This is a genomic window from Streptomyces sp. NPDC037421 (assembly GCF_055602105.1).
This window is the reverse complement of sequence record NZ_JBVJWV010000006.1, coordinates 201860-227963: the sequence shown is the minus strand read 5'-3', so window position 1 is coordinate 227963 and position 26104 is coordinate 201860. Positions and strand designations below refer to the sequence as shown.

21 protein-coding genes are annotated in these 26104 nt (G+C 73.4%); 13 read left to right on the top strand and 8 right to left on the bottom strand.

Translation table 11 applies throughout. From position 1 onward, the window contains the following. Positions 1 to 26: 26 nt before the first annotated feature. The 4 genes from ACZ7IF_RS12095 to ACZ7IF_RS12080 all read left to right on the top strand — a co-directional run bounded on the left by ACZ7IF_RS12095 (position 27) and on the right by ACZ7IF_RS12080 (position 7056). On the top strand, positions 27 to 1679 hold the full coding sequence (locus tag ACZ7IF_RS12095) for a serine/threonine-protein kinase (protein ID WP_470967761.1): 1653 nt from the start codon (positions 27 to 29) through the stop codon (positions 1677 to 1679). 102 nt (positions 1680 to 1781) lie between these two features. Then, positions 1782 to 3413: a succinic semialdehyde dehydrogenase gene (locus ACZ7IF_RS12090; protein WP_470967753.1), complete on the top strand. Its 1632-nt coding sequence runs from the start codon at positions 1782 to 1784 to the stop codon at positions 3411 to 3413. A 9-nt stretch (positions 3414 to 3422) separates the two neighbouring features. Further along, the gene (locus tag ACZ7IF_RS12085) at positions 3423 to 5222 is read left to right on the top strand and encodes a GMC oxidoreductase (protein WP_470967748.1); all 1800 of its coding nucleotides are present in this window, start codon (positions 3423 to 3425) and stop codon (positions 5220 to 5222) included. 181 nt (positions 5223 to 5403) lie between these two features. Next, the gene (locus tag ACZ7IF_RS12080; protein WP_470967741.1) at positions 5404 to 7056 is read left to right on the top strand and encodes a hypothetical protein; all 1653 of its coding nucleotides are present in this window, start codon (positions 5404 to 5406) and stop codon (positions 7054 to 7056) included. A gap of 271 nt (positions 7057 to 7327) precedes the next feature. Here the strand turns inward: ACZ7IF_RS12080 and ACZ7IF_RS12075 are convergent, their stop codons facing one another. Beyond that, on the bottom strand, positions 7328 to 7681 hold the full coding sequence (locus ACZ7IF_RS12075; RefSeq protein ID WP_470968207.1) for a chorismate mutase: 354 nt from the start codon (positions 7679 to 7681) through the stop codon (positions 7328 to 7330). Between the two features lie 207 nt (positions 7682 to 7888). Here ACZ7IF_RS12075 and guaA point away from each other — a divergent pair, with 207 nt between their 5' ends. From guaA to ACZ7IF_RS12055, 4 genes are all read left to right on the top strand, one after another. Beyond that, the gene (gene guaA, locus ACZ7IF_RS12070) at positions 7889 to 9481 is read left to right on the top strand and encodes a glutamine-hydrolyzing GMP synthase (RefSeq protein ID WP_470967737.1); all 1593 of its coding nucleotides are present in this window, start codon (positions 7889 to 7891) and stop codon (positions 9479 to 9481) included. A 128-nt stretch (positions 9482 to 9609) separates the two neighbouring features. Beyond that, complete coding sequence (locus ACZ7IF_RS12065) at positions 9610 to 10395, top strand: class II aldolase/adducin family protein (RefSeq protein ID WP_470967731.1); 786 nt, start codon at positions 9610 to 9612, stop codon at positions 10393 to 10395. A 94-nt stretch (positions 10396 to 10489) separates the two neighbouring features. Further along, complete coding sequence (locus tag ACZ7IF_RS12060) at positions 10490 to 11746, top strand: hypothetical protein (protein WP_470967728.1); 1257 nt, start codon at positions 10490 to 10492, stop codon at positions 11744 to 11746. A gap of 19 nt (positions 11747 to 11765) precedes the next feature. Next, positions 11766 to 12254: a DoxX family protein gene (locus ACZ7IF_RS12055; protein ID WP_470967721.1), complete on the top strand. Its 489-nt coding sequence runs from the start codon at positions 11766 to 11768 to the stop codon at positions 12252 to 12254. Here ACZ7IF_RS12055 and ACZ7IF_RS12050 read toward each other — a convergent pair. Together ACZ7IF_RS12050 and ACZ7IF_RS12045 are read right to left on the bottom strand one after the other, a co-directional pair. Beyond that, positions 12218 to 12442, bottom strand: coding sequence for a hypothetical protein (locus tag ACZ7IF_RS12050; protein ID WP_470967715.1), 225 nt, complete (start codon positions 12440 to 12442; stop codon positions 12218 to 12220). The two genes, ACZ7IF_RS12055 and ACZ7IF_RS12050, sit on opposite strands and share 37 nt — an antisense overlap. Further along, positions 12429 to 13724 carry a PspC domain-containing protein gene (locus ACZ7IF_RS12045; RefSeq protein ID WP_470967708.1) on the bottom strand — a complete coding sequence of 432 codons (1296 nt, stop codon included), beginning with the start codon at positions 13722 to 13724 and terminating at the stop codon, positions 12429 to 12431. Before ACZ7IF_RS12045 ends, ACZ7IF_RS12050 begins: the two co-directional genes overlap by 14 nt. A gap of 131 nt (positions 13725 to 13855) precedes the next feature. Here ACZ7IF_RS12045 and ACZ7IF_RS12040 point away from each other — a divergent pair, with 131 nt between their 5' ends. The 3 genes from ACZ7IF_RS12040 to ACZ7IF_RS12030 all read left to right on the top strand — a co-directional run bounded on the left by ACZ7IF_RS12040 (position 13856) and on the right by ACZ7IF_RS12030 (position 17041). Further along, positions 13856 to 15151, top strand: coding sequence for a PspC domain-containing protein (locus ACZ7IF_RS12040; RefSeq protein WP_470967705.1), 1296 nt, complete (start codon positions 13856 to 13858; stop codon positions 15149 to 15151). Further along, complete coding sequence (locus ACZ7IF_RS12035) at positions 15148 to 15843, top strand: LuxR C-terminal-related transcriptional regulator (RefSeq protein ID WP_427715168.1); 696 nt, start codon at positions 15148 to 15150, stop codon at positions 15841 to 15843. Before ACZ7IF_RS12040 ends, ACZ7IF_RS12035 begins: the two co-directional genes overlap by 4 nt. An 85-nt stretch (positions 15844 to 15928) precedes the next feature. After that, positions 15929 to 17041: an alpha/beta hydrolase gene (locus ACZ7IF_RS12030; RefSeq protein ID WP_470967696.1), complete on the top strand. Its 1113-nt coding sequence runs from the start codon at positions 15929 to 15931 to the stop codon at positions 17039 to 17041. Positions 17042 to 17049: 8 nt separating this feature from the next. On the opposite strand, the gene ACZ7IF_RS12025 is transcribed toward ACZ7IF_RS12030, so the two are convergent. Together ACZ7IF_RS12025 and ACZ7IF_RS12020 are read right to left on the bottom strand one after the other, a co-directional pair. Then, positions 17050 to 18102 (bottom strand): C40 family peptidase, encoded by a 1053-nt coding sequence (locus tag ACZ7IF_RS12025; RefSeq protein ID WP_470967690.1) that lies wholly within the window; start codon positions 18100 to 18102, stop codon positions 17050 to 17052. Between the two features lie 160 nt (positions 18103 to 18262). Next, entirely contained in the window at positions 18263 to 18619 is a 357-nt protein-coding gene (locus ACZ7IF_RS12020; protein ID WP_470967683.1) for a hypothetical protein, read from the bottom strand. A gap of 86 nt (positions 18620 to 18705) precedes the next feature. On the opposite strand from ACZ7IF_RS12020, the gene pcrA reads away from it, so the two are divergent. Beyond that, complete coding sequence (pcrA, locus tag ACZ7IF_RS12015; RefSeq protein ID WP_470967676.1) at positions 18706 to 21183, top strand: DNA helicase PcrA; 2478 nt, start codon at positions 18706 to 18708, stop codon at positions 21181 to 21183. Between the two features lie 53 nt (positions 21184 to 21236). Here pcrA and ACZ7IF_RS12010 read toward each other — a convergent pair whose 3' ends face one another. Next, positions 21237 to 22745, bottom strand: coding sequence for a M23 family metallopeptidase (locus ACZ7IF_RS12010; RefSeq protein ID WP_470967671.1), 1509 nt, complete (start codon positions 22743 to 22745; stop codon positions 21237 to 21239). Positions 22746 to 23012: 267 nt separating this feature from the next. Next, positions 23013 to 23846 (bottom strand): esterase/lipase family protein, encoded by an 834-nt coding sequence (locus ACZ7IF_RS12005; protein ID WP_470967664.1) that lies wholly within the window; start codon positions 23844 to 23846, stop codon positions 23013 to 23015. A 210-nt stretch (positions 23847 to 24056) separates the two neighbouring features. Here ACZ7IF_RS12005 and ACZ7IF_RS12000 point away from each other — a divergent pair, with 210 nt between their 5' ends. Continuing rightward, complete coding sequence (locus ACZ7IF_RS12000; RefSeq protein ID WP_470967660.1) at positions 24057 to 24461, top strand: cobalamin B12-binding domain-containing protein; 405 nt, start codon at positions 24057 to 24059, stop codon at positions 24459 to 24461. A 40-nt stretch (positions 24462 to 24501) separates the two neighbouring features. Here ACZ7IF_RS12000 and ACZ7IF_RS11995 read toward each other — a convergent pair whose 3' ends face one another. Continuing rightward, positions 24502 to 26076: a DUF5691 domain-containing protein gene (locus ACZ7IF_RS11995; protein ID WP_470967654.1), complete on the bottom strand. Its 1575-nt coding sequence runs from the start codon at positions 26074 to 26076 to the stop codon at positions 24502 to 24504. Between the last annotated feature and the right edge of the window lie 28 nt (positions 26077 to 26104).

Below are 26104 nucleotides of genomic sequence, written 5' to 3'. Positions count from 1 at the left end.
TGGAGTGCACAGAGCGGCGGGAATTCGTGGAACAGCAGACAGGCGCGGGTGCGGTGCTCGCGGGCCGGTACCGGCTCGTGGAGCCCATCGGCAGCGGCGGCATGGGGAAGGTGTGGCGCGCGCATGACGAGCTGCTGCACAGAACGGTCGCGGTCAAGGAACTGACGGCGGGGCTCTACGTGTCCCAGGCCGACCGGGAGGTCATGCACGCCCGCACGCAGAAGGAGGCGCGGGCGGCGGCCCGGATCCAGCATCCGGCGGTGGTGACCGTCCACGACGTGCTGGAGCACGACGACCGGCCGTGGATCGTCATGGAGCACATCGACGGCCCCTCCCTCGCCGAGGCGGCCAAGGCCGCCGGCCGGATCGAGCCCCGCGAGGCGGCCCGGATCGGGCTGCACGTACTGGGCGCGCTGCGCGCCGCGCACGCGGTCGGAGTGATGCACCGGGACGTGAAGCCGGGCAACGTGCTGCTGGCCAAGGACGGCCGGGTGCTGCTGACCGACTTCGGGATCGCCGCGATCGAGGGCGACTCGTCGATCACGCGGACGGGTGAACTCGTCGGCTCCATCGACTACCTGGCCCCGGAGCGGGTCACGGGCGGTGCCCCCGACCCGTCCTCCGACCTGTGGTCGCTGGGCGCCACCCTGTACACGGCCGTCGAGGCCCGCTCGCCCTTCCGGCGGACCTCCCCGATCTCCAGCCTCCAGGCCGTGGTGAACGACGAGCCGCCCGTACCCCGCCAGTCCGGTGCCCTGGGCCCGGTCATCACGGCGCTGCTGCGCAAGGACCCGGCCGAGCGGCCCTCGGCCGCGGAGGCCGAGCGGATGCTGCTGGAGGCGATGGAGGGCCGCGAGCCGAAGGCCGCCCAGGCGTACGTGCCCACGCGCGCGGTGAGCGACGAGGAGCGGGCCTCCGCGCAGGCGGCCCGGACCCGGGCAGCCCCCGCCCAGGCCCCGGCGGCGGAGCCCGCACCTGGGCCCTCCCCGGCCGCCACCACCGCCCTGCCCGAGCGGCCCGGGGCCCCCGCCGGGCGCCCGCCGGGCCGGCTGCGGCGGGTCGCCGCGGTGGCGCTGGTGGCGGCGCTGCTCGGCGGCGGCGCGGTGTTCGGGCTGCTGAAGTTCACCGGCGACGGGGACGGGGACGCGGACAAGGGCGGCGGCTCCGACAAGAACACGAGCGCCACGGGCGGGCAGGCCGGCCAGAAGGCCGCGGCCCCGCCGGCCGGCTGGAACAAGGTCACGGACCCGGAAGCGGGCTTCACGCTCTTCGTCCCGAAGGGCTGGACGCGCCAGGTGAACGGCAACCAGATCGACTACACCGGGGACGACGGGAAGCACTACATCCGGATCGCCGCCGACCCCACCCCGGACTACCCGAACCCGTACACGCACCTGCTCGACCTGGAGAAGCAGGTGGCGAAGCGGACGGACTACAAGCGGCAGAAGCTCGACCCGAACACGTTCCGGGGCACCACCCAGGCCGTGCTGTGGGACTTCACGTGGACCGAGAAGGGGGTGCACGCCGGACCGCGCCGGGCCATCGAGCAGATGTACGTCGACGCGAACGGCACCGAGTACGCGATCTACATGACGGGCCCCGCGGCCGACTGGGCCACGACCCGCCAGCAGTTCGACGTCGTGCTCAGCGGCTGGGAGCCGGCCGGGAAGGGGAGCTGAGGCCCCGGCCCCGGCCACCGTGCCAGCGATTACTGGCGGATTTGGCAAAATCCGGTTACCCGCGGGTACCCAAAGCCCCGCCCGCCCAATACGCTCACCGCCATGACGGACTCGCAGGCCCCCGCCGCCACCCTCCGCTCCGCCCCGCAGCCCACCAACCCGGTCGCCCCGGCCCCGGCAGGTGCCCGCACCGCCGCCGACGTGGTGACCCCCGCCCTGGTCACCCGGCTCACCCGCGGAGTGATCGGCTCCGGCCGGACCGCCAACCACACCCCCTTCACCGGGGCGAAGCTGGCGGACCTGCCCGAGGCCACCCCCGAGGACGTGGCCACCGCCTTCGCGAAGGCCCGCGCCGCCCAGCCCGCCTGGGCCGCGGTCCCCGTGCGCAGGCGGGCCGCCGTACTGCTGCGCTTCCACGACCTGGTCCTCGCCCGCCAGTCCGAGGTCCTCGACCTCATCCAGCTGGAGACCGGCAAGGCCCGCCTGCACGCCCACGAGGAAGTCCAGGCCGTCGCCGTCGCCGCCCGCCACTACGGCCGCAAGGCCCCCTCGTACCTGCGCCCCAAGGGCCACACCGGCGCCATGCCGACCCTGACCAAGGTCACCGAGCTGCGCCAGCCGCGCGGGGTCGTCGGCCAGATCGCCCCCTGGAACTACCCCCTCGAACTCTCCGTCGGCGACGCCCTGCCGGCCTTCGTCTCGGGCAACGCCGTCGTCATGAAGCCCGACACCGAGACCGCGCTGACCGCCCTGTGGGCCCGCGACCTGCTCATCGAGGCCGGACTGCCCGCCGAGGTCTTCCAGGTCGTCCTCGGCGAGGGCCCGGTCGTCGGCCCCGAGGTGGTCCGGCACGCCGACTACGTCTCCTTCACCGGTTCCACCCGCACCGGCCGCGAGGTCGCCCAGGGCGCGGCCGCCCGCCTGGTCGGCGTCTCCCTCGAACTCGGCGGCAAGAACGCCATGCTCGTACTGCACGACGCCGACGTCGAGAAGGCGGCCGCGGGCGCCGTCCGCGCCTGCTTCTCCTCCGCCGGCCAGCTCTGCATCTCCATCGAGCGGCTCTACGTCCACGCCTCCATAGCCGACGCCTTCGTCGAGCGCTTCGCCGCCCGCACCAAGGCCATGCGGCTCGGCGCCTCCCTCGCCTACGGCGCCGACATGGGCTCCCTCGTCGGCGAACGCCAGCTGGAGACCGTGCAGCGGCACGTGGACGAGGCCGTCGCCAAGGGCGCCACCCTCGTCGCCGGCGGCACCGCCCGCCCCGACATCGGCCCGCTCTTCTACGAGCCCACCATCCTCGACGGGGTCGAGGCCCCCATGTCGGTCTGCGCCGAGGAGACCTTCGGCCCGGTCGTCTCCGTCTACCGGTTCACCGACGAGGACGAGGCCGTCGCCCAGGCCAACGCCACCCCCTACGGCCTCAACTCCAGCGTCTGGACCAAGGACGCCCGGCGCGGCCACGCCGTCGCCGCCCGGCTGCGCACCGGCACCGTCAACATCAACGACGGCTACGCCCCCGCCTACGGCAGCGCCCAGGCCCCCATGGGCGGCATGAAGGAATCCGGCCTCGGCCGCCGGCACGGCTCCGAGGGCATCCTCAAGTACACCGAGGCACAGACCGTCGCCCACCAGCGGCTGCTCCCGATGGCACCCTCGCTCGGCATGGACGACGAGCAGTACGCCCGCTTCATGACGAGCAGCCTCAAGGTCCTCAAGGCCCTCCGACTGCGCTAAGGGGAACCCGTGCCTCACGACCACGAGTACGAGTACGACTACGACGTCATCGTCATCGGATCGGGCTTCGGCGGGTCGGTCTCGGCGCTGCGCCTGACCGAGAAGGGCTACCGGGTCGGCGTCCTGGAGGCAGGACGCCGCTTCACCCGCCAGGACCTGCCCCGCAACAGCTGGGACCTGCGCAACTACCTGTGGGCGCCCGCCCTCGGCCTGTACGGGATCCAGCGCATCCACCTGCTCGGCAACGTGATGGTCCTCGCCGGCGCCGGGGTCGGCGGCGGCTCGCTCAACTACGCCAACACCCTGTACGTGCCGCCCGCCGCCTTCTTCGAGGACCGCCAGTGGGCCTCCATCACCGACTGGCGGGCGGAACTCGCCCCGTACTACGACCAGGCCAGGCGGATGCTCGGCGTACGGCTCAACCCGACGCTCACCCCCTCCGACGTCCACCTGAAGGCCGTCGCCGAGAAGATGGGCGTCGGGGACTCCTTCCACATGGCCCCCGTAGGCGTCTTCTTCGGCGACGGCGAGGACGCCGGAGGACAGCCGAAGGTCCGCCCCGGCCAGGAGGTCCCCGACCCGTACTTCGGCGGCGCCGGGCCCGCCCGCAAGGCCTGCACCGAATGCGGCGAGTGCATGACGGGCTGCCGGCACGGCGCGAAGAACACCCTCAACGAGAACTACCTGCACCTCGCGGAGAAGGCCGGGGCGGAGATCCGCCCCATGACCACCGTCACCGCGCTCTCCGAGCACCCCGACGGCGGCTACCGGGTCCGCACCGTCCCCACCGCCGACCGCCGCAAGGGCAGGGCGCAGGTGCTGCGCGCCCGGCACGTGGTCGTCGCGGCGGGCACGTACGGCACCCAGACCCTGCTGCACACCATGAAGGACCTCGGCGAGCTCCCCCGGATCTCCGGCCGGCTCGGCGACCTGACCCGGACCAACTCCGAGGGCCTGGTCGGCGCCCAGACCGACGACCGCCGCTACCGCAGGCGGCACGGGGCCGGGGCCCGGGCGGACTTCACCCGGGGCGTGGCCATCACCTCGTCCGTCCACCCCAACGCCGACACCCACATCGAGCCCGTCCGCTACGGCCGGGGCTCCAACGCCATGGGGTTCATGACGGTCCTCCAGGTGCCCCACGCCAGGCACCGGGTACGGGCCTGGTTCGCCCGCACCGCCACCCACCCGGTACAGCTGCTGCGCTCCCTGTCGAACCGGCGCTGGTCGGAGCGGACCATCATCGGCCTGGTCATGCAGTCCCTGGACAACTCCCTGACCACCTACCGCAAGCCCGGCGGCCTCGGCAAGGGCCTGCTGACCGCCCGCCAGGGCCACGGCGCGCCCAACCCGGTGCAGATCGCCGAGGCCACCGAGGCCGCGACGCTGCTGGCCGAGGAGATCAACGGCTTCCCCGGCAGCAACATCGGCGAGCTGATGGGCACCCCGCTGACCGCGCACTTCCTCGGCGGCTGCCCCATCGGCGCCTCCGCCGAGGAGGGCGTGGTGGACCCGTACCACCGGCTGTACGGACACCCGGGCATCTCGGTGGTCGACGGTTCGGCGGTCTCCGCCAACCTCGGGGTCAACCCGTCCCTGACGATCACGGCGCAGGCCGAGCGGGCCATGTCGTACTGGCCGAACAAGGGCGAGGCGGACCGGCGGCCCGCGCAGGGGGAGGCGTACCGGCGGCTGGAGGCGGTGGAGCCGGTCAGGCCGGCCGTCCCCAAGGAGGCCTTCGGCGCCCTGCGGCTGCCGTTCCTCGCGGTCCCCGAAATCCCGCCCAGGCAACCGGAACCGGAGCACTGACCCCGGGAAGACGACGGCGGTGAGCACCGCGCTCCCCCTCCGAGCGCGGTACTCACCGCAGTACAAGAGTGGACAGGCGGTTGCCGAAAAAGGTTGTACCGGAATCCTTTGCGGCAAGCTGTGGTGTCGGTCACACGGTCGAGTGCGCAACCGCGAGGGGGGCCCGGGGGTCAAGGGGGGCATGAGACAGCGCATCTCCCTGCTGGCCGCGTGCGGCCTGGTGGCCGTGGGGCTGACCACCCCCACCGCGATGGCCGCCGAATCCGCGGACCCCGTCTTCCGCCTGGCCGGGCAGTCCGCCCTCGCCCTCCGGCCCCACCCGGCCACGGGCTCCCCGCAGCCGGTGGCCATGTCCTTCCACCTGGAGGACACCGGCTCCTTCGGCGGCGAGTTCACCTTCACCGTCGACCGGGCCGCGGTCGCCGGCTTCGCCTCCGTCAAGGAGAGCTCCGCCGCACCCCAGAAGTGCGTGGAGAACGGCACCCAGCTGGTCTGCAAGGACAAGGGCCCCCGCCCCGGCGTGGAACTGGTGGCCACGGCCGTGAAGGACGCCAGGGAGGGCGCCTCCGGCGTGGTGAAGGTGACCGGCACGGCTGCCGGGGCCACCGTCACCCCCGCCGAGACCGCCCTCACGATCGGCGGCCCCGACCTGGTCATGCGGGACCTGGGCCTCAAGAAGGACCTGAAGCCGGGCGAGAGCCAGGCCCTGCCCCTCGTGTTCCGCAACGAGGGCACGCAGCCGGCGAAGGGCGTGGTCCTGGAACTGGAGGCCACCCGCGGCCTGGAGCTCCCGGAGCGCTACGACAACTGCTCCTACCCCACCACCCGCACATCGACCACCGTCATCTGCACCGTCGAGGGGGACTTCGAGGCCAAGGCCACCTACGAGCTGGCCGGGGACAGCCCGCTGCACCTGAAGGCCGGCGCGCACGCCCTCAACGAGCGGTTCGGCTACGGCATCTACCCGGCGGTCGCCCCGCAGAAGGCGGCGGACGCCAAGGCGCCCAACACGCCCAACAGGCCCAACGCGGCCGACGCCGCGGCCGCCGCCGGCCGGAAGCTGACCGCCCGCAAGAAGACCGAGGCCGCCCCCGCCCCGCTGCGCGGCCCCGACCTGAACCCGGTCGACAACAAGCGCGTGGTCGACCTCGCCGTGCGGAACACCGCCGACTTCGCGGCCGAGCCCCTCACCGTCAAGGGCGCCGCCGGCACCACGGTCAAGGCCGTCGCCGCCGCGCGCAACAACGGCCCGGCCTGGGTCGCCAACCACGGCTCCACCACCCCCGCGGCCGTCGTCGACGTGGTCCTCCCGCAGGGCGTGAAGGTCGTCTCGGCCCCCGCGGCCTGCCGCGCCGTACAGCCGGCCCAGTACCGCTGCGCCACCGGGCCGGTCGTGCTGGAGAACGGGAAGCTGGCCTTCCCCTTCGAGCTGAAGATCGAGAAGGCCGTCAAGGACGCCAAGGGCGCCATCACGGTCGGCCGCCTCGGAGCGAAGGGCGAGCCCGAGAAGCACGACTTCGACCCGGTGCTGACCAACAACCAGGCCGCCTTCACGGCGAACCCGACGGCCACCCCGACGAAGTCGCCGAGCCCCTCCGGCTCCGGCAGCGCCTCCCCGAGCGCCTCCAAGAGCGGCTCGCCCACCGCGGGCAGCAGCACCGGTTCCACCACGGGCAACGGTGCCTCGGCGGCCGCCGGCCGCAGCGGCGGCCCGCTGGCCTCCACCGGCAGCACGGCCGGCCTGGTCGGCATCGCCGGCGCCGGGCTGTTCGCCGTCGGCGCCGCGCTGTACCTGTCCTTCCGCCGCCGCGGCAACGGCGGCGCGCACGCGTAACCGCGTCCAAGGCGGAAAGACGAACGGCCGGTCCGGGGCGTCCCCCGGGCCGGCCGTCCTCATGGGGTGACCGGGCTGCTGTCCCCTGCCGTCCGGCCACACGAAGGGAGCGAGGTCCCACGACGCGCGCCGTAGGGCGTCGCGTCTCATCGCTCCCGTGGAGCCACGCGTGGTGCTGCGTCCCGCGTCTGGCTGGCGCGGACAACCCGACCAACGAAGGCCTCCGGGCCCGGTCACGGTCCGGACGGGTGACGAACAGGCGCCCGCGCGGTCAGACGCGGCCCCGGCACAGCTCCAGCAGGGTCATCGCGAGGGCGGTCCCGGGCTTGCCGAGCGCATCGCTCCAATGGGAGAGCACCTCCATCTCGCGTGACAGGTGCACCCGCCGGCCGCCCGCGCCGATCCGGGCCTCCTGGATGACGGCCGAGACGGCCATCCGCTCCTGGATCAGCCCGATGATCCGGTCGTCGAGGGCGTCGATGCGCTCGCGGGAGCCGGCGATCAGCTGCTCGGGGGTGGTGGTGATCGTGGTCATGGCGTCTCTCCTGTGGTGGGTGGTGGCCCGGCAGGAGCGGAAACGCGGAGCGCCCCGGTCCTGTCGGACCGGGGCGCTCTGGGAAGTCAGCGGCTCAAGCGAGCATCACGCGGACCCATGGCGACCGGACCGGCCGGTGCCATAGGTAAAGAGGAAGCTCAGCTGCTTGCGCACGGTACGGATTATTACCCCGCGCCCCGCCCGCGGCCAACCAGGTTCGGATGGTGAGACGAAGGGGAGGTGCCGCCCCCCGTTAGAATCGACAAAACAAACCCTCTTCCGCCGGAAGGCCGTCCCGTGCCAGAAGCACCCTCCGCCGCCCACGACAGCGCCCCGGACACGGTTCTCGTCGTCGACTTCGGCGCCCAGTACGCCCAGCTCATCGCCCGCCGCGTCCGCGAGGCCCGGGTCTACAGCGAGATCGTGCCCAGCACGATGCCCGTGGCCGAGATGCTCGCCAAGGAGCCCAAGGCGATCATCCTCTCCGGCGGACCGTCCTCCGTGTACGAGGAGGGCGCCCCGCGCCTGGACGACGCCCACGCCCTCTTCGGGTCCGGCGTCCCCGTCTTCGGCATGTGCTACGGCTTCCAGCTGATGGCGACGACCCTCGGCGGCACCGTCGACAACACCGGCGCGCGCGAGTACGGCCGCACCCCGCTGTCCGTCTCCAAGGCCGGGTCCACCCTCTTCGAGGGCACCCCCGAGCACCAGTCGGTGTGGATGTCCCACGGCGACGCCTGCTCCGCCGCCCCCGAGGGCTTCACCGTCACCGCGTCGACGAACGTCGTCCCGGTCGCGGCCTTCGAGAACGACGAGCAGAAGCTGTACGGCGTGCAGTACCACCCCGAGGTGATGCACTCCACGCACGGCCAGCAGGTCCTGGAGCACTTCCTCTACCGGGGCGCGGGCCTGAAGCCCACCTGGACCACCGGCAACATCGTCGAGGAGCAGATCGCGGCGATCAAGGCACAGGTCGGCGACAAGCGCGCCATCTGCGGCCTGTCCGGCGGCGTGGACTCCGCGGTCGCCGCGGCCCTCGTCCAGAAGGCCATCGGCTCCCAGCTCACCTGCGTGTACGTCGACCACGGCCTGATGCGCAAGGGCGAGACCGAGCAGGTCGAGAAGGACTTCGTCGCGGCCACCGGCGTGCAGCTGAAGGTCGTCGACGCGCAGGAGCGCTTCCTGACCGCGCTGGCCGGCGTCTCCGACCCGGAGAGCAAGCGCAAGATCATCGGCCGCGAGTTCATCCGCGTCTTCGAGCAGGCCCAGCTGGAGATCCTCCAGGAGGACGGCCCGGCGGTCGCCTTCCTGGTCCAGGGCACCCTGTACCCGGACGTCGTGGAGTCCGGCGGCGGCACCGGCACCGCCAACATCAAGTCCCACCACAACGTGGGCGGCCTCCCCGACGACATCGAGTTCGAGCTCGTCGAGCCGCTGCGCCAGCTGTTCAAGGACGAGGTCCGGATGGTCGGCCAGGAGCTCGGCCTGCCCGAGGAGATCGTCCAGCGCCAGCCCTTCCCGGGCCCCGGCCTCGGCATCCGCATCGTCGGCGAGGTCACCAAGGAGCGCCTGGACCTGCTGCGCGAGGCCGACGCCATCGCCCGCCACGAGCTCACCGCCGCCGGTCTCGACCGCGAGATCTGGCAGTGCCCGGTCGTCCTCCTCGCGGACGTCCGCAGCGTGGGCGTGCAGGGCGACGGCCGCACCTACGGCCACCCGATCGTGCTGCGCCCCGTCTCCTCCGAGGACGCGATGACCGCGGACTGGACGCGCATGCCGTACGAGGTGCTCGCCCGGATCTCGACCCGCATCACCAACGAGGTGCCGGACGTGAACCGCGTGGTCCTGGACTGCACGAGCAAGCCCCCGGGCACCATCGAGTGGGAGTAGTCCCCACCCGCCGTGCCTGACGAAGCCGCCGCTCCCCTCCACGGGGCGGCGGCTTCGCCGTCGCTATGGCCTCCTCGGTCCCGTGCCGGTACCTTGCGCCGCGCACGCCGTGACCCGAAGGAGGGCGCATGCCGGATCAGCCCGTACCCGTGCCGGTGGACCGGCTGGCCTTCGAGATGCCGCCCGCTTACGAGGACCCGGCCCAGGAGCGCGCCCACCGCAAGGAGCGGCTCGCCGGGGCGCTGCGGCTGCTGGGGCGCCTCGGGTACGAGGACGGGGTCTCGGGGCACGTCACCGCGCGGGACCCGGAGTTCGAGGACTGCTACTGGGTGAACCCCTTCGGCCGGTCCTTCGCGGGCCTGCGCCCGCAGGACCTGCTGCTGGCCGACGGGAACGGGCGGGTGCTGGAGGGCGGCCGGCGGCTCAACGAGCTGGCCTTCGCCGTGCACGCCGCCGTGCACCGGGCCCGGCCCGAGGCGGTCGCGGTGGTCCGCGCGCAGGGCCCGTACGGCAGGGCGCTGGCCTGCCTCGGCGAGCTGCTGGCCCCGGTCACGCAGGAGGCCTGCGCCTTCTACGAGGACCACGCGCTGCTGGACGAGTACCCCGGCGGCGGCGTCGCCGACCCGTGGCGGGTGGCCCGCGCCCTCGGCCCGTACAAGGCGCTGATCCTGCGCAACCAGGGGCTGCTGACGGTCGGCGGCTCGGTGGACGCGGCCGTGTGGTGGTTCATCGCGGCGGAGCGGGCCGCGCAGGTGCAGCTGATCGCGCGGGCGGCCGGCAAACCGGTGCCCGTCGAGCACCGCGCGGCCGTGGCCACGCGCGAGCGGTTCGGCGGCGATCTCGCCGCGTGGGTGAACTACCAGTCGCTGTGGCAGACCGTCGAGGACGGTGGCGTCAACATCATGAACCGTTAATCACCTGCTCTGACATCGTGCGCAATCCGGAGCACTGCCGCAGTGGTGCACAATTCGCTGGCATCGCACCGTAGTTCAGAGAGGCGGCACGCACGTGGCTGTCCAAGAGATGTCCCGGAGTACCCATACCGCCGTCTGCGCCTGCGACGACTGCGCACGGCAGGGGCACCGCAGAGCGGTCGCCGCGTTCCTGGAGAAACGGGACGAGTTCGCCGCCGGGCAGGGCGTGCCGGCCGCGGTGGCCCACTCCCTCGGCGCCTCCCGCCAGTGGGTCTCCGACGAGTTGACCCTGTCCGCCCGCACGGTCGCCGACCGGGGCCGGGAGGCCGGCAGCTCCTGGCTGTACCTGTTCTCCCGGCGGGCCGTCCTCACCCTGTGGATCGCCGCCGGGGTGCTGCTGGTGGTCCAGGTCGGCACCGCGCTCGGCACCGGCTGGTCCACCGCCCGCACGGCCGGGCTGCTGGCCGCGCTGGTGCTGGCCGGGCTGCTCACCGCCGCCGCCCGCGCCCAGTCGCTGCGCGGCGGGCTGCTGGCCCCGGTCGTCGGGGAGGACAACCGGCTGTCGACCTCGAAGGCGGTGCCGAGCGCCTGGCTGGTGCTGACCGCGTTCGCCGCGCTGCTGCCCGCGCTGCGGCTGGCCGCCTCCTCACCCGGCCCCGAGCGCGAGGCCCTGTACCAGGGGTTCGCGCTGGGACGGGCGCTGCCGCTGCTGTCGGTGGTCGCGCTGACCTCGGCGGTGGCCGTGCTGGTGCGCCGCGTGGTCTCCGTACGGATCATGGGGCAGCGGCTGCAGAAGCTGCCTGCCGACCGGCCGCGCGGGGTGGACCTGCTGACGGACGACGACGGCCGCGGCAGCTTCCCGGACGCGCAGTACGTGCTCGTCTCCACCGTGGTGCTGGCCTACGCGGCGGTGTCGCTGGCCCGCTTCCCCGACCGGCTGCCGCAGCTGCCGTGGGCGCTGGCCATGCTGGTGGCGCTGTCGGCGGCGGTGTACCTCGCGGCGAAGTACGCCGAGGGGAGCCGCCCGCTGGTGCTCTCGGTGGTGCGCAGGCGCGAGCCCGGCGACATCGACGCGGCCGTCAGGCCCGGCGACGACATCGAGATCCGCGGCGTCGGCTTCGTGCCGCCCGGCGCGCAGACCCCCGAGATGCTCGCCCGGCTGGTCGTACGGGTCGGGGCGGTCCACGTGCACGTGCCGCTGGTCCCGGTGGCGGGCGGGTTCACCAACCCCTCGGACTCGGTGCTCACCGTCCCGGTGCCCGCGGAGGTCGAGCCGGGCCGCGTCGACGTCCAGGTGGTCACGGCGGCGGGGGTGGAATCCAACCGCTGCATCATCGACGTGGCCGAGTGAACGGGGTAGACATGGGGGCGTGACCCGAACTGACGCCCCATCCGGGCAGCGGACCACCCCGCTCAAGGAGCTGGCCGGCCGCTACGCGCTCTTCCCGCTGCGGATCTTCCTCGGCGTGACCTTCGTCTACGCAGGCATCGACAAGCTGACGGCCTCGGGCTTCCTCGCGGAGACCGGCAGCGGCTCGATCGGCGACATGATGCGCGGGGTGCGCGACACCTCCGCGATCCCGGCCCTGGTGGACCTGGCCCTGAAGGCCCCCGTCGGCTTCGGCGTCGCCATCGCCATCGGCGAACTGCTCGTGGGCCTCGGCGTGCTCGCCGGGGTGCTGACCCGGCTCGCCGCCGCCGGCGGACTGCTGATCTCGCTCAGCCTGTGGCTCACCGTCTCCTGGGCCGTGACGCCGTACTACTACGGCAACGACCTGGCGTACCTGATGGCCTGGACGCCGCTGGTCCTCGCGGGGGCGCCCTACTGGTCGTTCGACTCGATGATCCGGTCGCGCTGATCCCGGCGCACGGCGTACGTGACCATCCCGACCAGGGCGGACAGCGCCAGCCCGCCCAGCGCGAACGGGACCACCAGGAACCACGGCACGTCCGTCTCGCCGGCCGCGTCGAGCAGGTAGAGCACGCCCGCGGCGGTCAGGACCAGCCCCGCCAGCAGCCGTCCCGGCTGGAACTCATGACGCCGCACGGGCCACCTCCACCTGTCCCACGCCCGCGTCCAGGCGCAGCTCGATCGTCCCGCCGGCCTCGGTGCCGGCGGCCGGGGGCAGGGTCGCCCGCCGGGTCTCCCCGTCGCTCTTGATCCGGATGCCGGGGCCGGTGTCCCCGGGCAGCTCGATGTCGCCGAGCCGGATCGACACGTCGGCCTTCGCGGTGACCTCCCGGGGGAGGACCACCTTCAGCCGGCCCGCCTCGATGGAGGCGCTCACGGCCACGGTCGTGCCCTTGGGCACGTCCAGGCGGCTCAGGTCCAAGGTCGCCAGCCCCGTCCCCGCCTCGTACGCGGGACGCACGTCGGCCACCGCCGCCGGGCGCCAGGCCACGTCCCGCCAGTCGGTGCCGATCTCACGCGGCAGGGCCACCGCACCCGCGAGCAGCACGGCGGTGAGCAGGCCGAGCAGGACCGTGCCGAAACCGGTGCGGCCCTTGACGGAGCTGACGGCCAGACCCAGCCCGAAGACGGCGAGCGCGGAGGCGAGGCCCACCTGGAGGGCGTGCCCGAGGGTGCTGCCCTCCCACACCGCGGCGGTGCCGGCCGCTCCCGCCAGCAGGGCCAGTACGAACACCCGGCCGCCGATGCCCCCGCGCGGCCGTGCGGGCGCCCCGCGACGGGGCTTCTCCGGGCCGGTGCCCGGCCGGTCCCGGTCGGAGTCGCTGTCGTCGGGGCCCCACAGGTAGCCGGCCGAGCCGACCGGGCCCGTGGTGCCGTCCTTGACCAGCGGGTCCCGCCACCAGGAGGGGCTGCCCGGCACCGGCGGCGCCTGCGTCTCGGGCGGCGCCGGGCGGTGCGCGGCCGGGGCCCGCACCTCGGGGGCGGCGGCGCCGCGGTGGCGCCGGGACCAGTAGGAGGCACCGCCGAGCGCCAGGATGACCAGGACCGAGAAGGCCCCCATCACCCCGTTGTCCAGCATCGACAGGAACAGGGCGCAGCCGACCAGGGCGCTGAACACGGCGGCCAGGGTGGCGCCCTCGACGCGGCCGGTCAGCAGCCGCTTGCCCTCGCTGTCCTCGTCGCCCTCCAGGGGGAGCAGCAGCCACGCGAAACCGTAGAAGATCAGGCCGACGCCGCCGGTGACGGCGAGCACCCCGAGCACGATCCGGAACACGACCGGGTCCAGGTCGAAGTACCGGCCGAGGCCGCCGCACACGCCCGCGAGGACCTTGTCGCGCTTGCTCCGGCGCAGAGGGGGCCGCTCGGCGGGGGCGGGTGCCCCGGGATCCCCGGGCGGGGCGTCTTGTACGTCGGTCATGTGTCCATGGTGACGGGCGGTGCGGCCCCCCGGCACCGGGCCCTACCCTGGCGCAACCCTGATATCCCCCCTACAGAAGTGGGGGGACGCCCTGATACCGGGCCGCGCCCGGGCGTGTGACCCTTGGTGACATGCCCGTAGCCGCCGCTCCACGCATACCGCAGGCACCCGACCCGGAGGACGTCCCGCAGCGCAAGCTCTACCGCAGCGCCGACGGCCGGATGCTCGGCGGGGTCGCGCGCGGCCTCGCCGGCCACCTCGGGCTGCCCGTGATCTGGGTCCGTCTCGCCTTCCTCGGCATGTTCATGTTCGGGGACGGGCTCGGCGTACTGCTCTACGCGGCGTTCTGGGTCTTCGTACCGCTCGGTCAGGGCGGCAAGACCGGGCACCACTCCTTCTTCGAGACCCTCGCCAACGGCACCCGCCGGGTGCGCAAGCCCGACAAGGGAGCGGTCTCCGGCCTGATCGCGCTGGCCGTCGGAGCGGGCATCTTCTTCTCCCAGCTGCGCTTCGGCGGCGAGAACGGCCGCTACATCTGGCCCACCCTGCTCGTCGGGGCGGGCGTCGTCCTCGTCTGGCGCCAGGCCGACAACGCCCGCCGCGCCCACTGGAGCGCCGCCGGCGACCGCCAGAAGCGCCTGTTCCAGGCGGCCCGCGCGCTCGCCGGCGTCGTCCTCGTCGGCGTGGGCCTGACCGTGTTCATCGTCGTACGGGGCTCCGCGGCCCAGCTCGGCAACCTCCTCACCGCCGTCCTCGCCGTCCTCGTCGGCATAGCCCTGCTCGCCGGGCCCTGGCTGATCCGGATGACCCAGGACCTCTCCGAGGAGCGCCTGATGCGCATCCGCGCCCAGGAGCGCGCCGAGGTCGCCGCCCACGTCCACGACTCGGTGCTGCACACCCTCACCCTGATCCAGCGCAACGCCGAGGACGTCGGCGAGGTGCGCCGCCTCGCCCGCGCCCAGGAGCGGGAGCTGCGCAACTGGCTCTACAAGCCCGAGGGCACCGGCAAGGACGAGGCCGAGGAGCCCGCCACCCTCGCCGAGGCCGTGAAGAAGACCGCCGCCGACGTGGAGGACCACCACGGCGTCCCGATCGAGGTCGTCGTCGTCGGCGACTGCCCGCTCGACGAGGGGCTCGGCGCCCAGGTCCAGGCCGCGCGCGAGGCGATGGTCAACGCCGCCAAGTACGGTGGCGACGGCGGCCCCGTCCAGGTGTACGCGGAGGTCGAGGGACAGACGGTGTTCGTGTCCGTACGCGACCGCGGACCGGGCTTCGACATGGAAGCGGTACCGGACGACCGCATGGGCGTACGAGAATCGATCATCGGCCGGATGCGGCGCAACGGGGGGACCGCGGTACTGCGGTCGGCACCCGACGGCGGCACGGTAGTCGAGCTGGAGATGGAGAGGGCGGCGAAGACAGCATGACCGAGGACAACGCGACCACCGGCGGCGCGGGCAGGAGGGTCCGGGTGGTCCTCGTCGACGACCACCGGATGTTCCGCACGGGGGTCCAGGCCGAGATCGGCGAGACCGACCGGACCGGCGTCGAGGTCGTCGGGGAGGCCGCCGACGTGGACCAGGCCGTCACCGTCATCACCGCCACCCGCCCCGAGGTGGTCCTCCTCGACGTGCACCTGCCCGGCGGCGGCGGCGTCGAGGTGCTGCGCCGCTGCGCCCCGCTGATGGCGGCCGCCGAGAACCCGGTGCGGTTCCTGGCGCTGTCCGTGTCGGACGCCGCCGAGGACGTCATCGGCGTCATCCGCGGCGGCGCGCGCGGCTACGTCACCAAGACCATCACCGGCACCGACCTGGTGGACTCCGTCTTCCGGGTCCAGGACGGGGACGCGGTGTTCTCGCCCCGCCTGGCCGGCTTCGTGCTGGACGCCTTCGCCTCGACCGACGCCCCGCCGGTCGACGAGGACCTCGACCGGCTCACCCAGCGCGAGCGCGAGGTGCTGCGGCTGATCGCGCGCGGGTACGCGTACAAGGAGATCGCCAAGCAGCTGTTCATCTCGGTGAAGACGGTGGAGTCGCACGTCTCGGCGGTGCTCAGGAAGCTCCAGCTCTCCAACCGGCACGAGCTGACCCGCTGGGCGACGGCCCGCCGGCTGGTCTGACCGGGCCGCTTCCGACGGGATGTGATCCACGCCGCAGGCGCGGAGGGCAACCGGAGGGCGGCGCCCCCGACTCTTGGGTGGCGTGATGAGCCTGACCGGGACCCCTCTCTTCGCGACGGCGGTCGCCCTGACCGTGACCGCCGTCGTCCTGCCGCTCGCCGTCTGGGGCAAGGTGCGCGGCCCCGCCGCCGCACGTGTGGCCGTCCGCGCGCTGATGGTGGTGTTCGCGCAGGTCACCGCCGTCGCCCTGGTCTTCCTCGCGCTCAACCGGGAGATGAACTTCTACGTCTCCTGGGGCGACCTGATGGGCACCGGCAAGTACGTCCAGGCCGCCCCCGACCTGGGCCCCGACGGGCTCGGCGGGAAGAAGGCCGAGCAGGTCCAGCAGGAGCCGAAGGTCCGCCAGGAGTTCGTGCCCGTCGAAGGTCTCGGCGGGCGGGTGAAGAAGACCGAGCTCGACGGCAAGATCTCCGGCGTCAAGGGCGACGTCATGGTGTGGCTGCCGCCGCAGTACGACGACCCCGCCCACAAGGACAAGAAGTTCCCGGTGGTCGAGCTGATCCCGGGCATACCCGGCACGGGCAAGTCCTGGTTCCAGGGGCTCAAGGCGCACGAGGTGCTGGAGCCCCTGATGAAGGAGGGCAAGGTCCAGCCCTTCATCCTGGTCTCCCCGCGCGCCATGCTGCTCGGCAACGGCGACACCGGCTGCGCCAACATCCCCGGCAAGGTCAACGCCGACAGCTGGTTCAGCGTCGACGTCCGCAAGATGGTCACCGACAACTTCCGCGTCTCCGACGAGGCCCGGACCTGGGGCGTGGCCGGCTACTCGGCCGGCGCGTACTGCGCCGCCAAGCTGGCGATCCTGCACCCCGACCGCTACGGCGCCGCCGTCTCCCTGTCCGGCTACAACGACCCCGGCCAGGAGCCCAGCTCGCTGGTGGCCAAGGACCCGGAGCTGCGCCGCACCCACAACCTGAAGGAACTCCTCAAGGCCCAGCCCGCGCCTCCGGCGGTCGCGCTGTGGATGTCGGGCGCCGAGCACGACGGCTACCTGTCCGGGACCGACCTCAAGGCCCTCGCGCAGAACCCGACCACCGTGCACGCCGAGAAGATCACCGGCGGGCACAACCTGGAGGCGTGGTCGAAGCAGCTGCCGCAGACCTTCGGATGGCTCAGCCAGCAGGTCAAGACGCCTTAGGGGGTGTCCTACGCGGGGCGGGAGGCGCCGGCCCAGGGCATGGAGCCGACCGGCGCCAGCCGGACCGTGGAGCCGGGGCGCGGGGCGTGGATCATCTGGCCGTTGCCGACGTACATGCCGACGTGGGTGACCCCGGAGTAGAAGAAGACCAGGTCCCCGGGGGCCAGCTGGTCCCGGGAGATCCGCCGGCCCGCGTTGATCTGGGTGTAGGTGGTGCGGGGCAGGGACACGCCGGCCGCGCGCCACGCGGCCTGGGTCAGGCCGGAGCAGTCGAACGAGCCCGGTCCCGTCGCGCCCCAGACGTACGGCTTGCCGATCGCCCCGTACGCGAAGGCCACCGCGCGGGCGGCGCGTGAGCCCTCGGGCGCCGGGGGCGGGGTGTGGGGGGCGCTCGTGGGGTCAGCCCCGACGGCGGCGGCGGTGCCGGACCGGGCCTCGTACGCCGCCCGCTCCTCGGCGGTGAGCCGGGCCAGCAGGTGGCGGGCGGTGGCGAGCCTGTCCTCGACGACGGCCTTCTGCTCGGCGAGCTCGTGCTGGCGGGCGCGCAGGTCCGCGAGCCGGCCGGCGGCCTGGTCGCGCAGCTGGCCGACCTCGTCGAGGCCGCGCCTGACGGCGGCCACCTCGGCGGCGGTCCGGTCGCCGGCCCGGGTGAGCATGCCGGCCCGGTCCAGGTAGTCCTGCGGGTCGGAGGCCATGGCCAGCTGGAGGGCCGGGCCGAGGCCGCCGCTGCGGTACTGGGAGGCGGCGAGCGAGCCGAGCGCGCTGCGGGCCGTGTTCAGCCGGTCCGCCTTGCGGGCGGTCTCCTCGCGCAGGCCGGTCAGTGCCCGCTCGGCCTCGTCGGACTTGGCCTTCGCCCCGTTGTAGCGCTCCGTCGCCGCCTCGGCCTCTCCGTAGAGCCGGTCGACCTCCGCCTTGACCTGGGCGGGGCTGAGCTGCGGGTCGGCGTGCGAGGTGCCTTCGAAGGCGGTGGCGGTGGCAGCGCCCGCGAGGGCGAGGGTGGCGGCGGTCCGTACGGTGCCGCCGGAGAACGGGCGCTGCCTGGGCTTTCGATGACTGGCCACGGGGGCCTCACGTCCTTCCGCTCGTCCCGCAGGTCTGGGGGAGGTCTTGGGGGAGGACGCTAAACCTGAAGGTAACGGGCGGATGACGAGATGATCGGAACTGCTCTTGTCCGACCGGGACTGGGTCCGGGCTGACCGGTCGGTGCCGCAGGACGGCGGTTCAGTGCCAGAGGACGGCGATGAAGATGTTGGCGACGGTCAGGCCGCCGACCGCCGCGAAGATCCCCTTCTCCACGTGCTCCTCGTCGCGCTTGACGTAGACGAGGGCCAGGATGACGAACAGGACCGCCAGCTTCACGCCGATCTTGACGTGGTTGAGCGGGGCGCCGTCGCCCATCTCGCGGAAGCCCACCAGCAGCACGCCGGTGACGAGCATGGTCAGCGCGCCGTGCAGCATCGCGGGCACGAAGCGCGCCGTACCGGCGCCCATCGCCTTCATCTGGGTCAGGAACCCGCCGAGGAGCGAGGCGATGCCGATGATGTGCAGGCCGACGAAGATGTTGGTCAGAACGGTCATGCCGCCGAGGGTACGGGGCGCCCTCCGCCCCCGATTTTCCGGGGGCGGGACCGGCTGTCGGTCCCGGCCTCTAGACTCGGAAGGCGATGAGCAGCCTCTTTGACGACAGCTTCCTGGCCGACCTCACCCCCTCCGACGAGGTCCCGCCGCCGCCCGAGGAGCACGCCGAGCCGGAGCACGGCGCGGACGACCTCTTCGGGGGTGCCTTCGACCTGCCCATGAGCGGGGACGCGTACTACCGGGACGGCGCCCCGCGCCCCGTCATCGACCCGGCGACGCTCCTGGACGGGCTGAACGAGCAGCAGGCCGCCGCCGTGGTGCACGCGGGCTCGCCGCTGCTCATCGTGGCCGGCGCCGGCTCCGGCAAGACCCGGGTGCTCACCCACCGCATCGGCCACCTGCTGTCCGCGCGGAACGTCCACCCCGGCCAGATCCTGGCGATCACCTTCACCAACAAGGCCGCCGGCGAGATGAAGGAACGCGTCGAGGGCCTGGTCGGCCCGCGCGCGAACGCCATGTGGGTGTCCACCTTCCACAGCGCCTGCGTGCGCATCCTGCGCCGCGAGTCGAAGCGGCTCGGCTTCACCTCGTCGTTCTCGATCTACGACGCGGCCGACTCGAAGCGCCTGATGGCGCTCGTCTGCCGGGACCTGGACCTGGACCCGAAGAAGTTCCCGCCCAAGTCCTTCAACGCCAAGATCTCGAACCTGAAGAACGAGCTGATCGACGAGGACGCCTTCGCCGCGCAGGCGGCCGACGGCTTCGAGAAGACGCTCGCCCAGGCGTACGCGATGTACCAGGGGCGGCTGCGCGAGGCCAACGCGCTCGACTTCGACGACATCATCATGACCACGGTCCACCTCCTCCAGGCCTTCCCGGACGTCGCCGAGCACTACCGGCGCCGCTTCCGCCACGTCCTGGTCGACGAGTACCAGGACACCAACCACGCCCAGTACACGCTGGTGCGCGAGCTGGTCGGCCCGGGCTACCCGGACCTGCCGCCCGCCGAGCTGTGCGTGGTGGGTGACGCCGACCAGTCGATCTACGCCTTCCGCGGCGCGACGATCCGCAACATCCTCCAGTTCGAGGAGGACTACAAGGACGCGACGACGATCCTGCTGGAGCAGAACTACCGCTCCACGCAGACGATCCTGTCGGCGGCCAACGCGGTCATCGAGCGCAACGAGAACCGCCGTGCCAAGAACCTGTGGACCCAGGCCGGCACGGGCGCGGTCATCACCGGCTACGTCGCCGACACCGAGCACGACGAGGCCCAGTTCGTCGCCGACGAGATCGACCGGCTCACGGACGCGGGCGACGCCAAGGCCGGCGACGTCGCGATCTTCTACCGGACGAACGCGCAGTCGCGCGTGTTCGAGGAGATCTTCATCCGCGTCGGGCTCCCGTACAAGGTCGTCGGCGGCGTCCGCTTCTACGAGCGCAAGGAGGTCCGGGACGTCCTGGCCTACCTGCGGGTGCTCGCGAACCCCGAGGACAACGTCCCGCTCCGGCGGATCCTGAACGTGCCCAAGCGGGGGATCGGCGAGCGCGCCGAGGCGATGATCGACGCCCTCGCGCTGCGCGAGAAGATCACCTTCCCGCAGGCGCTGCGGCGCGTCGACGAGGCCTTCGGCATGGCCGCCCGCTCCACCAACGCCGTCAAGCGGTTCAACGTGCTGATGGAGGAGCTGCGCACGATCGCCGACTCCGGCGCCGGCCCGGCCGTGGTGCTGGAGGCGGTGCTGGAACGCACCGGGTACCTCGCCGAGCTCCAGGCCTCGACCGACCCGCAGGACGAGACCCGGATCGAGAACCTCCAGGAGCTCGCGGCCGTGGCCCTGGAATTCGAGCAGGCACGGGACGAGTCCAACCCTGGCACGCTCGCCGAGTTCCTGGAGCAGGTCGCGCTCGTCGCCGACTCCGACCAGATCCCGGACGAGGACACCGACGGCTCGGGCGTCATCACGCTGATGACCCTGCACACCGCCAAGGGCCTGGAGTTCCCGGTGGTCTTCCTGACCGGCATGGAGGACGGGGTCTTCCCGCACATGCGCGCGCTCGGCCAGACCAAGGAGCTCGAGGAGGAGCGCCGCCTCGCCTACGTGGGCATCACCCGGGCCCGGGAGCGGCTGTACCTGACCCGCTCCGGCATGCGCAGCGCGTGGGGGACGCCCTCGTACAACCCGCCCTCGCGGTTCCTGGAGGAGATCCCGGCCGAGTACCTCCAGTGGAAGCGCACGGGCGCCGCGCAGAAGCCGGCGGGGCCGGTGCGCGGGTCCGGGTACGGCTCGTCCTCCGGGAAGGCCTCCTTCGGGACCTCGCCCGAGGCGTTCCTGTCCTCGTCGCGCACCAAGTCCGGCCCGTCCGGCTTCGCCACGCGCCGGGCCGCCGACAAGCCGGTCATCGCGCTGTCCGTCGGGGACCGGGTCACCCACGACCAGTTCGGGCTGGGCACCGTCATGGAGGTCCGCGGCGCCGGTGCGGACGCGCAGGCGACCATCGACTTCGGGGACGCCAAGCCGAAGCGGCTGCTGCTGCGCTACGCGCCGGTGCAGAAGCTGTAGGACTCGGGGGCCGGGACCGGGGCCTTCGGGCCCCGGCCGCTACCGGCGTCGGCTCAGCTCGGGTCCAGGCCGTGGCTGCGCAGCCAGGCGGCGGGGTCGATCGCGGACCCGCCGCCGGGCCGTACCTCGAAGTGGAGGTGCGGGCCGGTGGAGTTGCCCGAGTTGCCGGAGTACGCGATGACGTCGCCGGCCTTGACCTTGCCGGACCGGATCTTGGTGCTGCCGAGGTGGCAGTACCAGGTCTCGGTGCCGTCGGGGGAGGTCACTATGGCCATGTTGCCGTAGGCGCTGTTCCACTGGGTGCGCACGGTGCCGTCGGTGGCCGCCATGACCGGCGTGCCGTAGCCGACGGGGAAGTCGATGCCGGTGTGCACCGACATCCACATGCCGCCGGCCTGGCCGAAGCTGGCGCTCAGGCCCCGCTGGGCGACGGGTACGGAGAACTTGGGGCGGGCCGCTTCCTTGGCCGCGGCCTCCTCGGCCCTCTTCTTCTTCTCTTCTTCCTGGCGCTGCTTGAGGTCGATGCGCTCCTGGGTGCGGCTCGCGCGGTCCGCGAAGTCGCCCGCGTCGGCGCTGAGCGCCGCCAACTGCGTGTCGAGCTTGTTGTTCGCCTCGACCGGGTTCACCGAGGACGGGTCCGGGGCGGCCATCGTGGTCGTCTCCTCGGCCGGCTTGTCGGCGCCGGTGAGTCCGCCGACGGAGGCGGCGGCCACGCCCGCGACGCCCATCACGCACGCGGAGGGCACGGCCACGGTCAGCAGGGCGGACCGTTTGGCCGGGTTGCGCCGACGGCTTCCGGCGGCGGCGCTGCCGCTGCCCTTGGCCGCGCCGTTCCGGCCCGAGCCGGCCTTGCCGGTGGCGCGGCGGCCGGCACGGGGCCCGGCGGCGGACGGGGTGACGGGGACGGCCTGCGTGGGCATGTCGTGCACGGGAGCGTCCGGGAAGCCCGGCTCCTCCTCGGCGTCGACGGGCACGGGCTCGAAGACGGAGGTCTCGTCGTCGGCGTACGGATCGGCGTCCGCGAAGGCGTCGGCTCCGGCGTGGTCCTCGGCCGCCGCGGTCTCCGTGAACACGGGGACGACGGTCGTGGCCTCGTAGCCGGCGGACGCGGTCGCGCCGGCCGCGCCGCCGTTCCAGGCGGTGGCGTCGTACGTGCCGGTGTCCTGGCCGTAGCCGGGGAGGGTCCAGTGCCCCGTCTGCTCCTCGCCGGCGCCGTAGCCGAGGGGGGCGGACTGGTACTCGGCGGTCGCGGCGTTCCAGGCGCTCGCGTCGTACTGGCCCGTGATGTCCTCGGGGACGCTCTGGGCCGGGACGCTCGGAAGGTAACTCTCCGGAGCGGACCACCCGGTGGTGTCGTACGAGCCGGTGTCGGCCGCGGAGGGGTACGCCCCGTACGTGTCGTACGTTCCGTAACTGCCCGAAGCGGCGTGGTCCGTGACGAACTGATACCCCTGGCCCTGCGTTTCATAGGACGCATATGCCTGGTCACCAGCGAAAGTGGTGGTGGAAAGGCCGTCGTACCCGAAATCGGGGTACTGGCCCGACGTCGGGCGGTCGTTCACCAACTTCTCTTTCGCCTCGGCAGTGTGGGGCCTGGGTGGCCGGGGAACTCAAGGTTCACCGGAGGAGAGCAGTGGCGTGACTGTACCCGGCGGTTACTCGCCTCGACAATCTTCCGAGTGTTTCGACCTCAGCGGAACCGGGCATTCGGCCGCCTTTCGGTCGCCGGAAGACCGAGCCTTGGCCTTGAGTTCGAAATTCGTTCGACTGGCGGTCGACCGGTGTTGTAAGCGCAGGCCCGCGGGCGGCCGGGCGTGCACGCGGTCTTCTCAGACGACCAGGCTCTGACCGTCGGTTCCCGCTGCGCGGGCGGATTCCGCCGGGCGGGGCGCGCCGTCCGCCGGGCGGAGCGGGCCGTCGAGGGCCCGCCGGACGGCGGTGATGACGGTGGGATGGACGGGGAGGGCGAGGTGTCCGATACCGGTGACCTGCACGTTCGTCGCGTCCAGGTCCGGATGGTCGATCCGGGCCGTCCCGGTGGGCGCCATCAACGCGTCGAACTCGCTCCAGAACGCCACGAACCGGGTCCGGCAGTCGGGCGCGGGTTCGCGCAGCTCCGCCATCACCTCGGAGTCCGGGCGCATCTGGCGGACCAGGGGGTGCGCGTCCATGAAGGGCGCGACCCGGGTGCCGTCGTGCGGGGTCCCCAGGGTGACCACCGTCCGCACGCGCGCGTCGCCGCCGAGCCGCTGGACGTAGTACCGCGCGACCAGCCCGCCGAGGCTGTGCCCGATGAGGTCCACCCGCTCCTGGCCGCCGCGCTCGCACAGCTCCTCGACGCGCCGGGCGAGGTGGCGGGCCGTCACGCGCAGGTCGCGGGTGAAGGGGGAGTGGTTGTACGTCTCCACGCGCCGCAGGCCGCCCGCGCCGAGGGCCCGGCGCAGCAGGACGAAGACCGAGCGGTTGTCGGTGAAGCCGTGCAGGAGCAGCACCGGCGGCGGCTGTCCGGGCGTCCGGGCGGCCGGCAGGTCCGGCGGGCGTTCCTCCCGCATACCGGTGGGGTAGAGGAGGAGGTGCCCGGCGAGCACCGCCGCCTCCAGGACCGCCGCCCGCAGGGCGGCACCCGTGCGCGGCACGGGCAGCGGTGCGATCGTCAGCCCCATGGACGGCCTCCCCCTGGACCATTCGGGTGCGGGGCCGTACCGCCGGCGCGGCCCCGCCACCGTGCCGTGCGGCTGTCGGCGCGGTGGCGGGGCGACGGGGCGGTGGTGAATCAACGGCGTCCCACGTGTGATTTCCCCCTCCCCGTTGACCGTGAAACGGTGCCGTGCGCAATGCTGTACTTAACGTTCGTTCACTCGGGAGGCAGTGCGATGGGTGTGACCGGTCCGATCCGTGTGGTGGTGGCCAAGCCGGGTCTCGACGGCCACGACCGCGGCGCCAAGGTGATCGCGCGGGCGCTGCGCGACGCCGGTATGGAGGTCATCTACACCGGCCTCCACCAGACCCCCGAACAGATCGTGGACACCGCCATCCAGGAGGACGCGGACGCCATCGGCCTCTCCATCCTCTCCGGGGCGCACAACACGCTCTTCGTCCGCGTCATCGAGCTCCTCAAGGAGCGCGACGCGGCGGACATCAAGGTCTTCGGCGGCGGGATCATCCCGGAGGACGACATCGCTCCGCTCAAGGAGAAGGGCGTCGCCGAGATCTTCACCCCCGGCGCCACCACCACCTCCATCGTGGACTGGGTCAACGCCCACGTCCGCCAGGGCTGACCGGTCCCCGGGGAGTGCTGTCCGGCCCCGCTGCCCGGGCTCAGGCGGGCGGGGCCAGTTCCGCGAGCATCGCCGCGCGCAGCCGGAGGGTGGCCACCAGGCGCTGGAAGGCCTCCGCCCAGTAGGCGGCGGCTCCGGGTGAAGTCTCCGGCGGGTCCTGGGCGGCGGCCGTCAGGGCCTCCAGACGGTCCGCCTCCTCGGGGTCGAGGCAGCGCTCCGCCAGGCCCATCACCCCGCTGAAGCTCCACGGGTAACTGCCCGCCTCGCGCGCCGCGTCCAGCGCGTCCACCACGGCCCGGCCCAGCTCCCCCGCCCAGGGGACCAGGCAGACGCCGAGCAGCTGGAAGGCCTCCGAGAGCCCGTGGGCGCGTACGAACTCCGCGACCCACCCGGCCCGCTCCTCCTCGGTCAGCGTCTCCAGCAGCTTCGCCCGCTCCGCGAGCGACGCCGTGCCCGGGCCCGCCGCGGGCGGCGCGGAGGCGGGGCCCAGCAGGGCCTTCGACCAGAGCGGGTCGCGCTGGCGCACCGCCGCCCGGCACCAGGCCGCGTGTATCTCCTCCGCCCAGCCCTCGGCCACCGGCAGCGCCACGATCTCCGCCGGTTCGAGCCCGCCGAAGCGGTCCCGCCAGCAGGACAGCGGGGCCGCCTCCACCAGCTGGCCGAGCCACCAGGCCCGCTCCCCGCGCCCGGCCGGCGGCCGCTTGACCACCCCGTCGCGCAGCATGCCCGCGTCGCATTCCGCCGGGGGCACCACCGCCTCCGGGCCGACGCAGGCGAGCGCCCGCTCCGCCATCCGCCCGGCCAGCGCCGAGGCGGGCAGCGCGGACAGCAGTTCGGCGGCGGTCGCCCGGACATTGCGGCTGCGGTCGCCCAGCGCCGCCTCCAGGAACGGCTCGTCCCCGTCGGACAGCCCGGACCGCAGGGAGTCGAGGAACATCAGCCGGTCCTCGGCCCGCTCCGTCGCCCAGGTCGTGGCCAGCAGCCGGGGCGCCGCCGCCGGCTCGTGGGCCCGGACGGCGCCGAGCAGGGCGACCCGCTCCGCGAACAGCCCCTCCTCCCAGAGCCGGGCCACCGCCTCCCCGTCGGCCGGGTCGGGCGGTTCCCCGCTGCCTCCCGCCGCGCCGCGCAGGGCGAACCGCCACTCCGGATTCAGCCGGGCCAGCCACAGCCCCCGCGCCCCGGCCAGGGCCAGTGCCTGCGGGCGCAGGTCGGTCCGGGCCCGGGCCGCGTCCAGCAGCGCCGGGACCAGGGCCGACGGCGCCCGGTACCCGTGCCGCGCGGCGGCGGCCAGCCACTGCGGAAGCAGCTCCGTCAGATCTGGGGCGGCTCCGCGCCGCCCGCCGCCGCTGCCCGCCGCGGTCCGGCCGGCCAGCAGCTGCGCGAGCCGCCGCCGGGCGGCCTCCGGGGGCGCCGGGCGCGGATCGCGCGCCGCGGGCCGGGGCCGCCGGGCCGCCTCGGCGGGCCGCAGCCCGGCACGGCGCCGCAGCGTCTGCACGGCCGCCGCGTCGAGCAGCGCCTCCGGTGAGCCGCCCCGCCGCCCGGTGCCCAGCAGCGCGGCGGTGACCAGCTCCTCCCAGTCCCGGTACGCCCCGGCCCCATCGTCACCCTGGCCCATCGGACCCCTCCCTCGTCAGTCCCCGTCA

Bases quoted from the DNA above. Each gene is read 5' to 3' on its own strand.
- ACZ7IF_RS12020 (WP_470967683.1), bottom strand. From the start codon at position 18,619: ATGACCGTTCTGACCAACATCTTCGTCGGCCTGCACATCATCGGCATC.
- ACZ7IF_RS12030 (WP_470967696.1), top strand. From the start codon at position 15,929: ATGAGCCTGACCGGGACCCCTCTCTTCGCGACGGCGGTCGCCCTGACC.
- ACZ7IF_RS12080 (WP_470967741.1), top strand. From the start codon at position 5,404: ATGAGACAGCGCATCTCCCTGCTGGCCGCGTGCGGCCTGGTGGCCGTG.
- ACZ7IF_RS12005 (WP_470967664.1), bottom strand. From the start codon at position 23,846: ATGGGGCTGACGATCGCACCGCTGCCCGTGCCGCGCACGGGTGCCGCC.
- ACZ7IF_RS12035 (WP_427715168.1), top strand. From the start codon at position 15,148: ATGACCGAGGACAACGCGACCACCGGCGGCGCGGGCAGGAGGGTCCGG.
- ACZ7IF_RS12000 (WP_470967660.1), top strand. From the start codon at position 24,057: ATGGGTGTGACCGGTCCGATCCGTGTGGTGGTGGCCAAGCCGGGTCTC.
- ACZ7IF_RS12090 (WP_470967753.1), top strand. From the start codon at position 1,782: ATGACGGACTCGCAGGCCCCCGCCGCCACCCTCCGCTCCGCCCCGCAG.
- pcrA (WP_470967676.1), top strand. From the start codon at position 18,706: ATGAGCAGCCTCTTTGACGACAGCTTCCTGGCCGACCTCACCCCCTCC.
- ACZ7IF_RS12045 (WP_470967708.1), bottom strand. From the start codon at position 13,724: ATGACCGACGTACAAGACGCCCCGCCCGGGGATCCCGGGGCACCCGCC.
- ACZ7IF_RS12040 (WP_470967705.1), top strand. From the start codon at position 13,856: ATGCCCGTAGCCGCCGCTCCACGCATACCGCAGGCACCCGACCCGGAG.
- ACZ7IF_RS12065 (WP_470967731.1), top strand. From the start codon at position 9,610: ATGCCGGATCAGCCCGTACCCGTGCCGGTGGACCGGCTGGCCTTCGAG.
- ACZ7IF_RS11995 (WP_470967654.1), bottom strand. From the start codon at position 26,076: ATGGGCCAGGGTGACGATGGGGCCGGGGCGTACCGGGACTGGGAGGAG.